11 protein-coding genes, 1 rRNA gene and 1 pseudogene are annotated in these 14,778 nt (G+C 75.1%); 1 reads left to right on the forward strand and 12 read right to left on the reverse strand.

Annotated features, from left to right (window positions below):
* Nucleotides 1–147: 147 nt before the first annotated feature.
* The 11 genes from INN71_RS14450 to INN71_RS14500 form a co-directional block, all read right to left on the reverse strand.
* Nucleotides 148–2,835: an RNA helicase gene (locus INN71_RS14450; RefSeq protein ID WP_277498245.1), complete on the reverse strand. Its 2,688-nt coding sequence runs from the start codon at nt 2,833–2,835 to the stop codon at nt 148–150.
* A 14-nt stretch (nt 2,836–2,849) separates the two neighbouring features.
* Complete coding sequence (gene xerD / locus INN71_RS14455) at nt 2,850–3,779, reverse strand: site-specific tyrosine recombinase XerD (RefSeq protein ID WP_277498244.1); 930 nt, start codon at nt 3,777–3,779, stop codon at nt 2,850–2,852.
* Entirely contained in the window at nt 3,776–4,408 is a 633-nt protein-coding gene (locus INN71_RS14460) for an NUDIX domain-containing protein (protein ID WP_277498133.1), read from the reverse strand. Before INN71_RS14460 ends, xerD begins: the two co-directional genes overlap by 4 nt.
* A 4-nt stretch (nt 4,409–4,412) precedes the next feature.
* Nucleotides 4,413–6,077 carry a CTP synthase gene (locus tag INN71_RS14465; protein ID WP_277498132.1) on the reverse strand — a complete coding sequence of 555 codons (1,665 nt, stop codon included), beginning with the start codon at nt 6,075–6,077 and terminating at the stop codon, nt 4,413–4,415.
* 32 nt (nt 6,078–6,109) lie between these two features.
* Nucleotides 6,110–6,994, reverse strand: a complete 885-nt coding sequence (locus tag INN71_RS14470; protein WP_277498131.1) for a copper transporter — start codon at nt 6,992–6,994, stop codon at nt 6,110–6,112.
* Nucleotides 6,991–8,181 (reverse strand): putative cytokinetic ring protein SteA, encoded by a 1,191-nt coding sequence (gene steA / locus INN71_RS14475; protein ID WP_277498130.1) that lies wholly within the window; start codon nt 8,179–8,181, stop codon nt 6,991–6,993. The genes INN71_RS14470 and steA overlap by 4 nt, the downstream gene beginning before the upstream one ends.
* A 154-nt stretch (nt 8,182–8,335) precedes the next feature.
* Nucleotides 8,336–10,120, reverse strand: coding sequence for a DNA repair protein RecN (gene recN, locus INN71_RS14480; RefSeq protein ID WP_277498129.1), 1,785 nt, complete (start codon nt 10,118–10,120; stop codon nt 8,336–8,338).
* Nucleotides 10,113–11,180 carry an NAD kinase gene (locus INN71_RS14485; protein WP_277498128.1) on the reverse strand — a complete coding sequence of 356 codons (1,068 nt, stop codon included), beginning with the start codon at nt 11,178–11,180 and terminating at the stop codon, nt 10,113–10,115. Before INN71_RS14485 ends, recN begins: the two co-directional genes overlap by 8 nt.
* Nucleotides 11,177–11,977: a TlyA family RNA methyltransferase gene (locus INN71_RS14490; RefSeq protein ID WP_277498127.1), complete on the reverse strand. Its 801-nt coding sequence runs from the start codon at nt 11,975–11,977 to the stop codon at nt 11,177–11,179. The genes INN71_RS14485 and INN71_RS14490 overlap by 4 nt, the downstream gene beginning before the upstream one ends.
* Before the next feature lie 9 nt (nt 11,978–11,986).
* A complete protein-coding gene (locus tag INN71_RS14495; protein WP_277498126.1) occupies nt 11,987–12,193 on the reverse strand; it encodes a hypothetical protein in 207 nt (68 codons plus the stop codon).
* A 10-nt stretch (nt 12,194–12,203) separates the two neighbouring features.
* A complete protein-coding gene (locus INN71_RS14500; RefSeq protein ID WP_277498125.1) occupies nt 12,204–13,241 on the reverse strand; it encodes an HAD-IIA family hydrolase in 1,038 nt (345 codons plus the stop codon).
* 26 nt (nt 13,242–13,267) lie between these two features.
* On the opposite strand from INN71_RS14500, the pseudogene INN71_RS14505 reads away from it, so the two are divergent.
* Nucleotides 13,268–14,419: pseudogene (locus tag INN71_RS14505) on the forward strand (DUF1015 family protein); the annotation flags it as partial.
* Between the two features lie 118 nt (nt 14,420–14,537).
* Here INN71_RS14505 and rrf read toward each other — a convergent pair.
* Nucleotides 14,538–14,654 (reverse strand): 5S ribosomal RNA (gene rrf, locus INN71_RS14510).
* Nucleotides 14,655–14,778: the final 124 nt, after the last annotated feature.

Raw genomic sequence — 14,778 nt, forward strand, 5'->3', positions numbered from 1 at the left:
GTCTGGCTCCTCCACGGTGGCGGACGGTCGGTCCTGTGCTGCGGGCGGTCCTGTGCTGCGGGTGGGCGGCGCACCGGGCCCGGGACCCGGGTCCGTCGACTAGTCGACTCGGCCCGCGGGCGACTCTACCGCCGCCCCCGCCCGGCGTCAGCGCCGCCGCACCGCCGTGGTGAGCAGCAGCAGCTCGCCGGTCTCGTCGGTGGCGTCGAGGTCCACCGCCGACTCGATGATCCAGTCGTGGTGACCGGCCGGGTCGTCGAGCACCTGCGTGACCCGCAGCAGCCGCACGACCGGCGCGTCCTCGCCGTCGGGGTGGCCCGGCGCCGGGCCGCGGTCCTCGACGACGTCGAGCAGGGCGGGCCCGCGGGCATCGGCCCCGGTGCGCACCTCGTCGTGCTCGGCGAAGTACTCCTCCAGCGCCGCGTCCCACACCGAGCGGCCCACCAGCACCTGCCGGGGCGGCTCCACGCGGTCCGCGGCGAGGCGCTCGGCCCGCACGAGGCCGTCGAGGTCGTCGCGCGCGAAGCGCAGCACGCGGGCGAACGCGGCGTTGCGCACCATCACGCGCAGCGCGGGCTGCGCCGAGAGGGGGCGGCTGCCGCCGGGCACCGGGGCCACGCCGGCGGCGCGCTCGGCCGCGGCCCGCCGTACCGCCTCGGGGTCGTCCGAGCCCAGCGCCTCCCACTCGTCGACGAGGCTGGAGTCGGTCTGGCGCACGGTCTCCCCCAGCCACGCCACGATGTCCTCGAGCTCGTCGGTGCGGTGGGCGGCCGGGACCGTGCTGCGCAGCGTGCGGTAGGCGTCGGAGAGGTAGCGCAGCACCACGCCCTCCGAGCGCGCGAGCCCGTAGCGCGAGACGAGGTCGGTGAAGCTCATCGCCTGCTCGTACATCTCGCGCACCACCGACTTCGGCGACAGCGCGTCCTCCGGCAGCCACGGGTGAGCCGTGCGGTAGACCTCGTAGACGCCCTCGAGCAGCTCGCGCAGCGGCTGCGGCCAGGTGATCTGCTCGAGCAGCGCCATGCGCTCCTCGTACTCGATCCCGTCGGCCTTCATCTCGGCGACGGCCTCGCCGCGCAGCGCGAACTGCTGCGCCATCAGCACCTGGCGCGGCGGGTCGAGCACGGCCTCGATCGTCGAGACGACGTCGAGGGTGTACGTCGGGGACTCCGGGTCGAGCACGTCGAGCGCGGCCAGCGCGAAGTGCGCCAGCGGCTGGTTGAGGGCGAAGTCGACCGGCAGCGCCTCGGTGAGCACGTAGCGGCGCCCGTGCGCGTCGGGCTCGTCGAGGCGGCGCACCACCCCCGAGGTCAGGAGGCTGCGGGTCAGGCGCAGGGCGCGCCGGGCCAGGCGCAGCTGGTTGCGCCGGTCCTCGTGGTTGTCCGTCAGGAGCCGGCGGAGCACCGGGAACGCGTCCTCCTGGCGGGCGAGGACGGCGAGCAGGATCGCGTTGGTGATGCGCATCCGCGAGGCCAGCGGCTCGGGCGCGCCGGCGACCAGCTTGTCGAAGGTCTGCTCCGACCACACGATCGTGCCCTCGGGCGGCTTGCGCAGCTGCGCCTTGCTCTTCCGCTTGGCGCGCTTCTCCTCGCTCATCGCGGCGTTCCTCGCCTCGGCCTTGGCCTTGGCCCGCTCGTTCTCGATGACGTGCTCGGGGGCCTGCACCACGACGTACCCCATGGTGTCGAACCCGGCCCGGCCGGCGCGCCCGGCGATCTGGAGGAACTCGCGGGTGCGCAGCACGCGCTGGCGCGAGCCGTCGAACTTCGCGAGGCCCGTGAAGAGGACGGTGCGGATCGGCACGTTGATGCCCACGCCGAGGGTGTCGGTGCCGCAGATGACGGCGAGCAGCCCCTCCTGGGCCAGCTGCTCCACGAGGCGCCGGTAGCGCGGCAGCATCCCGGCGTGGTGCACGCCGATCCCGGAGCGCAGCAGCTTCGAGAGCGTCTTGCCGAAGCCGGCGCCGAAGCGGAAGTCGGCCAGGTGCGCCGCGATGCGGGCCTTCTGCTCCTTCCACGCGTCGTCGCGCCGACCCGTCAGCACCGTCAGCCCGCCGGGGCCGACGAGGCCCACGGCGTGCTCGACGGCCGCGGCCTGGGTGAAGTGCACGACGTAGACCGGCGCCTGCCGCGTGGAGACCAGCTCCTCGAGCGTCTCCGCCACCGGCGTCAGGGACCACCGGAAGTCGAGGGGAACGGGACGCGGGGCGTCCGCCACGAGCGCGGTCTCCCGCCCGGTACGACGCGTGAGGTCCGCCCGGATCGCCGTCGTGTCGCCCAGCGTGGCCGACATGAGCAGGAACTGGGCGTGCGGCAGCGTCAGGAGCGGCACCTGCCAGGCCCACCCGCGGTCGGGCTCGCCGTAGTAGTGGAACTCGTCCATCACCACGAGGCCGACGTCGGCCCCCTCGCCCTCGCGCAGCGCGAGGTTGGCCAGGATCTCGGCGGTGCAGCAGATGATGGGCGCGTCCGCGTTGACGGCGGCGTCACCGGTGAGCATGCCGACGTTCTCGGCCCCGAAGAGCGCGCAGAGGTCGAAGAACTTCTCGCTGACGAGCGCCTTGATCGGAGCGGTGTAGAAGCTGACGCGGTCCTGGGCGAGCGCGGCGGCGTGCGCCGCGGCCGCGACCAGCGACTTGCCCGACCCGGTGGGCGTGGCCAGCACGACGTTGGCCCCGCCCAGCAGCTCGAGGACGGCCTCGTCCTGGTGGGGGTAGAGCGGTACGCCGCGCTCCTGCGCCCAGGCGGTGAACCCGTCGTACAACGCGTCGGGGTCGGGGCCCGCGGCGTCGACGACGGCGAGCAGCGGCTCCTTCACCGGGGGCACGGGGCCCACGGCGCTCACCGGGCTCACCGGGCGCGGGGGTGCGCGAGGGCGAAGGCCTCGCGCAGGTTGTCGACGGTCACGAGCGTGTAGATCTGCGTCGTGGTCACCGAGGCGTGGCCCAGGAGCTCCTGCACCACGCGGACGTCGGCGCCGCCGTCGAGCAGGTGGGTGGCGAAGGAGTGACGCAGCGTGTGCGGCGAGACGTCGGCCCGGACGCCGGCGCGGTCGGCGGAGCGCACCAGCACGGTCCACGCGCTCTGCCGCGACAGGCGCCCGCCGCGGGCGTTGAGGAACAGCGCGGGCGTGCCGCCGCCCGTCGCGACGAGCTCGGGCCGGGCGCGCACCAGGTAGCGGTCGAGGGCCTCCAGCGCGTACGAGCCGACGGGGACGACGCGCTCCTTGCCGCCCTTGCCCCGCAGCCACACGGTGCCCTCGGTGCGGTCGACGTCGTCCACGTCGAGTCCGACGGCCTCGGAGATGCGGGCGCCGGTGCCGTAGAGCAGCTCGAGCAGCGCGCGGTCGCGGAGCGCGAGCGTCGTGCCCGCGGCGCCGGCGGCGTCGAGGATGGCCTCGACGTCGCTCAGCGGCAGCGCCTTCGGCAGCCGCTTGGTCGGCGTCGGGGGCTTCACCTCGGCGGCCGGGTCGTGGGTGACGAGCCCGTCGCGCAGCGCGAACCGGTGGAACCCGCGCACGGCGACGAGTGTGCGCGCCGCCGAGCTGGCGCCGAGCGGCGGGTGGGCGTCGTCGCCGGTGCGCAGCGCGACGAGGAAGTCGGCCACCACCGGCGTCGTGACCGCGTCGAGCGTGGAGATGCCGCGGGCGGCGAGGTGCGCGGCGTACCGGCGCAGGTCGCGGCGGTAGGAGACCAGCGTGTTGCGGGCCGACCCGCGCTCGACCGTGAGGTGGTCGAGGTAGGTCGCGACCGCCCGCTCGATTCCGGTCGGGCCGCTCAGGACGTCGGCTCCGGCTCGCCGGTCACGCCCCGGACGCGCCGCGCGTGCAGCACGAGCACGGCGATGACCACGGGGGCGTCGGTGATGCGTCCCGCGAGCACGCCGTCGAGCAGCTCGGCGAACGGCACCCACAGCATCTCCATGTCGGCCTCCTCGTGCTGGAGCACGAAGTCGCCGCGGTCGGTGGCCCGCAGGCCCTCGGCCAGGAAGATGGAGGCCTTCTCGCTGCTGATCCCGGGCGAGGGGTACGTCGTGACGAGGTGCGTCCAGCGCTCCGCCTCGAACGCCGCCTCCTCGCGCAGCTCGCGGCGCGCGACCTCCAGCGCCGGCTCCCCCGCCACGTCGAGCAGGCCCGCGGGCAGCTCGACGAAGCGCGTCCGCGCGGCGTGGCGGTACTGGCGCAGGCACAGCACGCGGTCGTCGTCGTCGACCGCGAGGACGACCGCCGCGCCGGGGTGCTCGAGCACGATGCGCCGGAACGGCGCCTCGTCGTCGGCGCCGGGGCGGCGGATCCGGTCGGCCCGCAGCGCGACGACCCACCCGTCGCGGTGGAGGTCCTCGCTGGACTCCACCGGCCAGGCGGCGGGCTCGTCGCGGAGCTCCCCGGGGTCGCGCTGCTCGTCGGTCACCGGGTCACTCGCCCCCGTCGATCGGGATGAGCAGCTCGCGCTGGCGCACGAGCGCCGCCCGCACGAGGCCCGCGAAGAGCGGGTGCGGCCGCGTCGGGCGCGACATCAGCTCGGGGTGCGCCTGGGTCGAGACGTAGTACGGGTGCACCTCGCGCGGCAGCTCGACGAACTCGACGAGCTCGTCGTCGGGCGAGCGACCGGAGAACACGAGACCGGCCTCCTCCAGCCGAGCGCGGTAGGCGTTGTTGACCTCGTAGCGGTGGCGGTGGCGCTCCTCCACCCGCCCGGTGCCGTAGACCTCGCGCACGATCGAGCCCTCGGCGAGGTCGGCCGGGTAGAGCCCGAGCCGCATCGTGCCGCCCAGGTCGCCGGCCCCCTCGACGTACGCCGCCTGCTCGGCCATGGTCGCGATGACCGGCTCGGGGGTGGCGGGGTCGAACTCGGTCGAGTCGGCGGCGCCGAGGCCCGCCACGTTCCGCGCGTACTCGATGACCATGCTCTGCAGGCCCAGGCACAGCCCGAGCGTCGGTACGCCGTGGGTCCGCGCGTGCGTCAGGGCGCCGAGCTTGCCCTCGAGGCCGCGGATGCCGAAGCCGCCGGGCACGCAGATCGCGTCGACGTCCTCCAGCGCGCGGGCGGCGCCGGCCGGCGTGGCGCACTCGTCGGAGGGCACCCAGCGCAGGTGCACCTTCGCCTCGTGCGCGAAGCCGCCGGCGCGCAGCGCCTCGGCGACGGACAGGTAGGCGTCCGGCAGGTCGACGTACTTGCCGACGAGGGCGACCGTGACCTCCTCGGCCGGGTGGTGCACGCGGCGCAGCAGGTCGTCCCACGACGACCAGTCGACGTCGCGGAACGGCAGGTCGAGGCGGCGCACGACGTAGGCGTCCAGGCCCTCGCGGTGCAGCACCTTCGGGATGTCGTAGATCGACGGCGCGTCGGCGCAGGTGATGACGGCCTCGTCGTCCACGTCGCACATGAGCGCGATCTTGCGCTTGATGGAGACCGGCAGGTCGCGGTCGGCGCGGCACACGACGGCGTCCGGCTGGATGCCGATCGAGCGCAGCGCGGCGACCGAGTGCTGCGTGGGCTTGGTCTTCAGCTCCCCCGACGGGCCGATGTAGGGCACCAGCGAGACGTGGATGAAGAAGCAGTTGTCGCGGCCGACCTCGTGGCGCACCTGGCGCGCCGACTCGAGGAACGGCTGCGACTCGATGTCGCCGACCGTGCCCCCGATCTCGTGCAGCACGACGTCGACGCCCTCGCCGCCCATGGCGAGCATGCGGTCCTTGATCTCGTTCGTGATGTGCGGGATGACCTGGACCGTGTCGCCCAGGTAGTCGCCGCGCCGCTCCCGCTGGATGACGGTCGAGTAGACCTGCCCCGTCGTGACGTTCGCGATCTGGTTGAGGTCGGTGTCGAGGAACCGCTCGTAGTGCCCGATGTCGAGGTCGGTCTCGGCCCCGTCGTTGGTGACGAAGACCTCACCGTGCTGGAAGGGGTTCATCGTGCCGGGGTCCACGTTGAGGTACGGGTCCAGCTTCTGCATCGTGACCGTGAGCCCGCGGGCCTTCAGGAGGTTGCCGAGGCTAGAGGCCGTGAGCCCCTTGCCGAGGGAGGAGGCGACGCCCCCGGTGACGAATACGTGCTTCGTGGGCGTCGAGTGCTTCACGGGCTTCCACCCTACCCGAGATCCGGCGGTGCTCAGCCGACGGGAACGGCGCCGTCGGCCCCGGAGGCCCCGAACGCCCCCGTGGTGCCGTCCAGGGCGGCCGCGAGGGCCAGCACCGAGGACACCTGGCCCACGGTGGTCTCGCCGCCGTCGACGGTGCTCACGCCCTCGACCTCGGAGCGCAGCTGGGCCAGCGTGCCCTCCTCGCCCGACGCCGTCGTGCCCACGACGACCTCGCCGACGGCCGCCGCGGCGAGCCCCTCGGTCAGGCCGGCCACGAGCGCGTTCGCCGCGGCGTCCTCCCGGTCCTCGCCGAGCACGACGAGCACGAGCGGCACGCGGCCCGGCGCCGTCGCCGGCCCGTCGAGCATCTCGCCGGTGCGCAGCGCCTCGAGGATCGTGCCCGCGGCGGCGTCCGCCTCCTCGCCCTCGGTCTCGGTGCTCGCGACGGCCCGGCCGATGAGCCGGCCCACGCGCTCGTGCGAGGGCAGGTCGCTCGGCACGGTCTCGGCCAGGTCGAGGTCCTCGACGAGGCGGGTGGCCAGGGAGTCCGCCATGCCCTGGTCGTCGGGCAGGGTGAGGCGCTCACGGCCGTCGTAGCGCGCCGCGACCTGGGCGCCCGCGGCCTCGACCTGGCCCACGACACCCGCGACGACCTCGGGGTCGGCCCCGGCCAGCGTCACCAGGGCGACCTGCTGCCCCGCGAGCCGCTCGCCGTACAGCGCGGGCGCCGCGGTGGCCGCGAACTCGTCGCCGTACGACGCACGCAGCCCGTCGTCGGAGCGCGTGGTGGTCGGGGCCGCCGCGGGCTCGTTGCGACCGACCTCCGAGAGCGGGCCCCCACCGAGGACGACGCCCACCGCCAGCGCGGCGAAGACGGCGACGAGGGTGACGAGGTGCTGGCGGAACGTGATCACGAGAAGAGTCCTTGGATGTAGTCGACGAGGTCGCGGGCCCGGGCGGCGAGGTCGTCGCCCCACTCCTGGCCCACGGGCGTCACGGAGATGGCGGCGACGAGGGCCAGCAGGCCCACGAGCACCAGGAGGAGCAGGTGCACCGGACGCACCCGGCCGGAGTAGAGCGTCGGCACGGCGGCCGCGTCCACGAGGCGGGGGCCGACCTTGAGCCGGGTCAGGTAGGTGCTGGCGAGACCGGCGCGCTGCCGGTCGAGGAAGTCGTGGAGGGTCGCGCCGACGCCGACGCCGACGATGACGGAGGCCTCCTGGCGATCGGCGACGAGCAGGGCGACGTCCTCCGCCGTGGCCTGGGTCTGCACCTTGCGGGGCCGCACGCCGAGCCGGTCGAGCTGCGCGGAGGCCTCGCGGCTGATGCCCTCGGGCACGACGGCGATGACGTCGGTCGCGGCCTTGAGCGCCTTGGTCGTGGGCAGGGCGGCGTCGAGGCCGCTGCTCAGCACGACGACGTCGGCGGGCCGCCCGGCCTCGAGGAGGTCGTCGGCGGCGCGGTCGACGCCGACGAGGACGGGGCGCTGCTCGCGCAGGAAACGGGACAGGCCGTCGAGCTGCGCCGCGCTGTCCTCGCCGCGGACGACGACGACCACGGGGCGCCCCTCGATGGGCGTCGCCGGCAGCGGCACGCCCTGGCCGTGGAGCAGGAGGTCCTGCTCGCGGCGCAGGAACTCGCTGGCGTTGTGGGTGAAGGTGTCGAGCTGGCTGGTGAGGCCCTCGCGGGCCGCCTCGAGCTGGCGGGTGACGAGCGCGGCGTCGACCACGCGACCCGTCGCGACGGCCTCGGCGACGTCCCCGACGTGCACCCGGCCCTCGTGCACCCGGACCACGGCGCCGTCGCGCAGGCCGCCGGCGGAGCCCAGCTCGTCGACGACGACCACGCCCGCGTCGACCAGCACCTGGGGCCCGCGGTTGGGGTAGCGGCCCGAGATCATCGACTGCAGGTTGAGCACCGCGACCACGCCGACGTCGACGAGCGACTGGGCCGTCGAGCTGTCCATGTCGACGAGGTCGACGACGGCGACGTCCCCCTTCCGCAGACGGGGCAGCAGCGCCGAGACGCGTCGTCCGACGCGTGCGGTGCCGGTGGTGCCGGGGAGGACGTCGGGGCCGTCGGATCGGGTGCGCAGTCTCATGACCCGTCCATGGTGACAGCGCCCGGGCCCCGTGGGCGGCAAGCGGGACGGGCGCGTCGCGGTGCCCTCGGTCTCGTCCCGGGGCAACCCCGGAGCCGCCCCGGAGCCGCCCCGGCGGGCGCTCGGGCGCGCAGGCGGGGGCTCAGGCGGGGGCTCAGGCGCGGGCGGCTGCCGCGCGGTCCCGCGCGGCGCTGGCCAGCAGCTCGCGGGCGTGCGCCACGGCGGTGTCGGAGGACTCCAGGCCCGCCAGCATCCGCGACAGCTCCTGCTCGCGTGCCCCCTCGTCGAGCACCGTCAGGCCCGAGCTGGTCACCGAGCCGTCGCTCTCCTTGCGCACGAGGACGTGGGTGTCCGCGTACGCCGCCACCTGCGGCAGGTGGGTGACCACGAGCACCTGCTTGTGCACGGCGAGACCCGCGAGGCGGCGCCCGATCTCGATGCCCGCCTTGCCCCCGACGCCCGCGTCGACCTCGTCGAACACGAAGGTCGGCACCGGGCTCGTCGCTGCCAGCGAGACCTCCAGGGCCAGCATCACCCGGGACAGCTCACCCCCCGACGCGCCCTTGGTCAACGGGCGCGGGTCGGCGCCGGTGTTGGCCGCCAGCAGCATCTCGACCTCGTCGAGGCCGTGGCGGGCGAAGCGGAGCACGCGCTCCCCCACCCGCAGCGGCGCCCGCTCGGTGCCGTCCCCGGCGCCGTCCCCGTCACCGGCGCCGGGGTCGACCTCCTGCTGGCGCACGTCGATCCGGAAGCGGGCGTGCGGCATGGCGAGGTGGCCCAGCTCGGCCTCGACCCGCTCGGCGAGCCGGCCGGCGGCGTCGGTGCGGGCGGTGCTGAGGCGGGATCCGACCTCGGCCAGCTGGTCCCGCAGCGTGCGGCGCCGCGCGCGCAGCTCGTCGATGCTGTCGTCGGCGGACTCCAGCTCGGTCAATCGGCGCGCGGAGCGCTCCGACCAGGAGAGCACCTCGGCAATGGTGTCGCCGTACTTGCGGGTGAGGGCGATGAGCGCGGCGCGGCGCTCGGAGACGGCGGCGAGCCGGGCGGGGTCGACCTCGACGCCCGTGGCGTACGACGCGACGTCTCCCGCGAGGTCGGTGAGGAGGTAGCCCACCTCGGCGAGCCGCTGGGCGAGCGCCGCGGCGGCCGGGTCGTGCTCGGCGACACCGTCGAGCGCGCTGCGGGCCGCCGCCATGGCGCCGAGCGCGTCGGGGGCGCCCACCTCGCTCGACAGCGCCTCGCGGGCGGTCTCGGCGGCCGTGCGCAGCTCGTCGGCGTACCCCAGGCGGGACTCCTCCGCGGCCAGCTCGTCCTCCTCGCCGGCACCGGGCGCGACCTCCGCGATCTGGTCCAGCCCGAAGCGCAGCAGCTCGGCCTCGCGGGCCCGCTCCTGGCTCGAGGCGACGACGTCGGCGAGCTCGCGCTCGGTCGTGACGAGCGCGTCGTGCAGCTCCCGGTACGCCGCGGCCGCCTCGGCGACGGGAGCGCCGCCGAAGCGGTCGAGCGCCTCGCGCTGGGCAGCGGCCCGCAGCAGCCGGTGCTGGTCGGACTGGCCGTGCACCGCGACGAGCGGCTGGGCGAGCTCGCCCAGCACGGCCACGGGGACGGTGGCGCCGCCGGCGTACGCACGGCTGCGACCCTCGGCGGAGATGTTGCGGGCGAGGACGGCGCGGTCGTCCTCGACGACGCCGCCGGTCTCCTCCACCGCGGCGGCGAACCCGTCGAGCCCGCCGGTCAGCACGACACCCTCGACCCGCGCGGCCTTGGAGCCCGAACGCACGGCCCCGCTGTCGGCCCGTCCGCCCAGCAGCAGGCCGAGGGCCGTCACGACCATGGTCTTGCCCGCGCCGGTCTCACCCGTCACCACCGTGAGACCGGGGCCGAGGGTCAGGGTCGAGGAGTCGATGACCCCGAGCGAGCGGATGCGGATCTCCTCAAGCACCGGGCTCTCCCGTCGGGTGGGTCGGGTGGGTCGGGTGGGTCGGGTGGGTCGGGTCCGCGGGGCCGGCGGTGGCGCCGCCGGGGCCGACGGGGGTGCTCGCGGCGGCGGTGGCCTCCGCGTCGACGGCGAGGTCGCGCAGCCGGCGCTCGGCGGCGCCGCGCCACCCCTCGACGGGCAGGCCGAACTTGGCGACGAGACGGTCGGCGAACGGCGAGGCGTGCAGCCGCACGAGCCGCACGGGCCGCGTCCCGCGGGTGACCTCGATGCGGGCCCCCTGGGGCAGGTCGACCGCGCGCCGCCCGTCGCACCACAGGACCCCGGCGCTGGTCCCGGGCGTGACGATCTCGACCGCCAGCACGGAGGTGGGGGCCACCACCATGGGGCGGGCGAACAGGGCGTGCGCCGAGATCGGCACCATCAGCAGCGCCTCGACCTCGGGCCACACGACGGGCCCGCCCGCGCTGAAGTTGTACGCCGTGGACCCCGTCGGCGTGGCGAGCACGACGCCGTCGCAGCCCCACCGCGACAGCGGCCGCCCGTCGATCTCCAGGACCAGCTCGAGCATCCGCTCGCGCGCGGCCTTCTCGACGGAGGCCTCGTTGAGCGCGAACGTGCGCTCGACGACCTCACCGCCCACCACCACGGTGACCTCGAGGGTCAGCCGCTCCTCGGTGGTGTAGCGCCGCTCGACGATCGCCTCGATGGTCGAGGCCACGTCGTCGTGCTCGGCCTCGGCCAGGAACCCGACGTGGCCCAGGTTGACCCCCAGCAGCGGCGTCCCCGACGCGCGGGTGCGCTCGGCGGCCCGCAGGATGGTGCCGTCGCCGCCGATGACGACGGCGAGCTCGAGGCCGGCGTCGGCGAGGTCCCCGTCCTGGACGACGCGCACCGCGCCCGCGTCGAGGTCGAGGTCGGGCGCCTCGTCGGCCGGCACGAGCACCTCGAGCCCGCCCGCGTGCAGCGCCCGGCAGAACTCCTCGGCCACCACCCGGGCACCGGCCCGGCCGGTGTGGGTGAGCAGGAGGACCCTGCGGACGTCCGTGGGCACGTCGGTGGTCACCGCGAGACCTCCTCGAGGATGTGGCTGGCGTCGATCTCGGCGGGCCCGCGGCGCAGCCACAGGAAGAACTCCACGTTGCCCGACGGGCCCGGCAGGGGGCTCGTCGCGACGGCGCGCGCGCCCCAGCCGCGGGCCGCCGCGGCGTCGGCCACGGTCGTGACCGCCTCGGCGCGCAGGGCGAGGTCGCGCACGACGCCGCCCTTGCCGACGCGGTCCTTGCCGACCTCGAACTGCGGCTTGACCATGAGGGCGAGGTCGCCGTCGGGTGCGGTCACCGCCAGGAGCGGTTCGAGCACGAGCACGAGCGAGATGAAGGACAGGTCGCCGACGACGAGGTCGACGGGCCCGTCGGTGACGGTGAGGTCGAGCTCGCGGATGTTGGTGCGGTCGCGGACCACGACCCGGGGGTCCTGCCGCACCGACCAGGCGAGCTGCCCGTAGCCCACGTCGACCGCGACCACCTCGGCGGCGCCGCGGCGCAGCAGCACGTCGGTGAACCCGCCGGTGGAGGCCCCGGCGTCGAGGCAGCGGCGGCCCTCCACGAGGAGGCCGGCGGGGCCGAAGGCGTCGAGCGCGCCGACCAGCTTGTGACCGCCGCGCGACACGTACTCCGGGCCGCCCGGGTCTTCGCGCACGACGATCGCGACGTCGGTGGTCACGCCGGTGGCGGGCTTGGTCGCGACGGCGCCGGCGACGCTCACGCGACCGTCGGCGATGAGGGTGCTGGCGTGCTCACGGGAGCGGGCGAGGCTGCGACGCACGAGCTCGGCGTCGAGCCGCAGGCGGCGGGGAGGCATCGAGCGCGGTCACCCGGCCGTCGTGCCGTCGAGCACGCGGCGCAGCCCGGCGTGGACGCTCTCGAGCACGGCGACGTGGTCGACGACCGGCGTGCCGTCGAGGGCGGCGAGCTCGGCCACGACCGCGTCGACGTCCGCGTCGCCCGTCGGCTCCACGACGACCGGGCCGACGCGGTCGTCGAGGTCGACCGGGGGCACGGGACGGGAGTCGGACATGCTGCCGAGGCTACCTGTCGGCTCCCCCGTCGTACGGCGGCAGCCCCGGGCTGTGGACGGCGCCCACGTCCGCGGGCGCACCGGTGACGTCGAGGTGGTGCCACAGGGCGACCGCCGCGGCGCGCCACCAGTCCGACGCCGTGCCGGCCGCGTCCCCGCGGCCCTCGACCTGCAGGCGGCCGTCGGTCACCGCGGCGCTCCAGGCCCCGAGGTCGACGCGGCCGTCGACCACCTCGACCGCGGGCTGCGGCTCGAGGAGACCGCCCAGGTCGGCGGCGACGTACGACGGCCGGTGCCCCACCGCGCACGTGGCGAGGTCGGCCAGACCGGAGACGCCCGTCATCACCAGCAGCGTCGGCACGTCGACCGCGATCCCGCCGTCGATGTCGGTGTCGAGGCGGTCGCCGACCATCAACGGCCGCTCGGCGCCGCAGCGCTCGATCGTCGTCTCCAGCAACGGGGGCGAGGGCTTGCCGGCGACTTCGGGGGTGACGCCGGTGAACCCCTGGAGCATGGCGACGAGCACGCCGTGCCCGGGGGCGGGCCCGCGCGGGGTCGGGATCGAGCCGTCCGTGTTGCTCGCGGTCCAGGGCAGCCCGTCGCGGATCCGCACGGCCACCGTCATGAGGTCGCGCCACACGACGTCGGGCCCGTAGCCGGTCGCCACGGCCACCGCCTCGTCCTCGGCCCCGACGGGCACCAGCCCGACCTCCTCCAGGGCCTCGCGCAGGCCCGCCGCCCCGAGCGCGACGACGCGCGCCCCGGCACCCCAGCGGGCACGCAGGCGCATCGCCGCGGCCTGCGCGGAGGTGACGACGTCCGCTACCTCGGCGGGTACGCCGACCTCGGCCAGGTGGGCCGCCACGACGCCCGGGGGGCGGGAGGCGTTGTTGGTGACGAAGGCGAGGCGGGTGCCCCGTTCGCGCACGTGTGCCAGGTGGGTCGCCGCACCCGGTACGCCCTCCCCGCCGACGTACACGACGCCGTCCAGGTCGAGCATGACAAGGTCGTGCGCCTCGCCCAGCGGTCGCTCGGTGGTGGCCAGCACGGGTCGCCCCTTTCGTCGGTCGGGTTGCCGCGGCACCCTACGATGCCTCGGTGGAGCCCGACGACGTGACCATCGCCCCGGCGGTCGGTCCTCCCGTCGAGCTGCACCCCTTCGCCGCCACGCGGCTCTCACCGGCGCGGGTCGGCGACCCGGCGTCCGCGCGCCTCCTGGCCCGTCCCCACCGGGCGGTGCCCGAGCGCATCCAGCGGTGGCGCCGCCTGGGCAACCTCGTGCAGGACGACCGCCCAGCCCTCTACGTCCATGAGTACAGCAGCCAGGGGCTGGCCGTCCGGGCCGTGGTCGGTCTGGCCGCCGTGCACCGCTCCGCGGCCACCCTGGCCGGGCCCGGCATCGTGCCCCACGAGGACGTGGACCGGCACCAGGCCGAGGAGCTGGCCGCGCGCATGCACGCCATGCGGGTCAACCCCGCCCCCATCCTGCTGGCCCACCGTGCGGGTGCGGCCACGCGCGCGTGCGTCGACGACGCCACGCTGGCCGCGCCGCTGACGGACTACGTCGACCGCGCCGGGCAGCGGCACCGGTTCTGGGCGGTCACCGACGAGGCCGCCGTCGCAGACCTCGCGGCGTCGTTCCGCGAGGCACGGCTGCTGGTGGCCGACGGGCACCACCGGCTCGCGGCCTACCAGCTGCTCGACGCCGAGGAGACCGAGCCCGGCTGGGACCGCGGCCTCGTGATGGCGGTCGACCAGTCGGACACCCCGCTGTTCCTGGGCGCCATCCACCGGGTGCTGCACGGCGTGGACGCCATGGCACTGGTGGACGCGGTGCGCCTGCGGGGGATCGGCGACCTGCGGCACCTGGGAGACGCCTCCCCGGTGGTGGCGCTGGACCAGCGGACGCTCGTCGTCACCACGGGTGAGGACTCGTGGGCCGTCACCATCCCCGAGTCGAGCACCTTCGCTCCCGTCGAGGTGCTCCACCGCGAGCTCCTCCCCCACGTGCCCGCGCACCGCGTCGAGTTCCACCACACGGCCGAGGCGGCGTTGGCGCGGTTGACGTCGCCCGCACGGGGAGCCGAGGAGCGCACCGTCGTGCTCGTGCCGGCTCTCACGTACGACGCCGTGGACGCCGTCGTCGCGGCCGGGCGCCGACTCCCCGAGAAGGCGACGTCCTTCCAGCCGAAGTCGAGCATCGGCGCCATCATGCGCGCGTTCTGACGACCCCGCGGCCCTGCGTCGCCCTGACCGTCCTCGGCGAGTCGAACCGAGCCGTCAAGAACGTCGGGAAATAGCACTAGGGCGACCCTCCGAAGAGGGTCGCCCTAGGCGAAAGGATGTCCGGCGGCGTCCTACTCTCCCACGACCTCCCGGTCGCAGTACCATCGGCGCTGAGAGGCTTAACTTCCGGGTTCGGAATGGGACCGGGTGTTTCCCTCTCGCTATGACCGCCGTAACTCTATTGACTTACACAATCCCCGCATGTCGTCCCCACCGGTCAAGTGTGGGGGCAGCGGGATGGTGTGTTGTCTCAGACACCAGACAGTGGACGCGAACAATAACAAGCAGCATGACGATTG

The sequence above is a fragment of the Nocardioides sp. ChNu-153 genome (assembly GCF_030466625.1).
GTDB lineage: Bacteria > Actinomycetota > Actinomycetes > Propionibacteriales > Nocardioidaceae > Nocardioides.

What these genes read in the sequence shown, in the direction of transcription:
- steA (WP_277498130.1), bottom strand. Translation starts at nt 8,181, where the DNA reads ATGAGACTGCGCACCCGATCCGACGGCCCCGACGTCCTCCCCGGCACC.
- INN71_RS14490 (WP_277498127.1), bottom strand. Translation starts at nt 11,977, where the DNA reads ATGCCTCCCCGCCGCCTGCGGCTCGACGCCGAGCTCGTGCGTCGCAGC.
- INN71_RS14495 (WP_277498126.1), bottom strand. Translation starts at nt 12,193, where the DNA reads ATGTCCGACTCCCGTCCCGTGCCCCCGGTCGACCTCGACGACCGCGTC.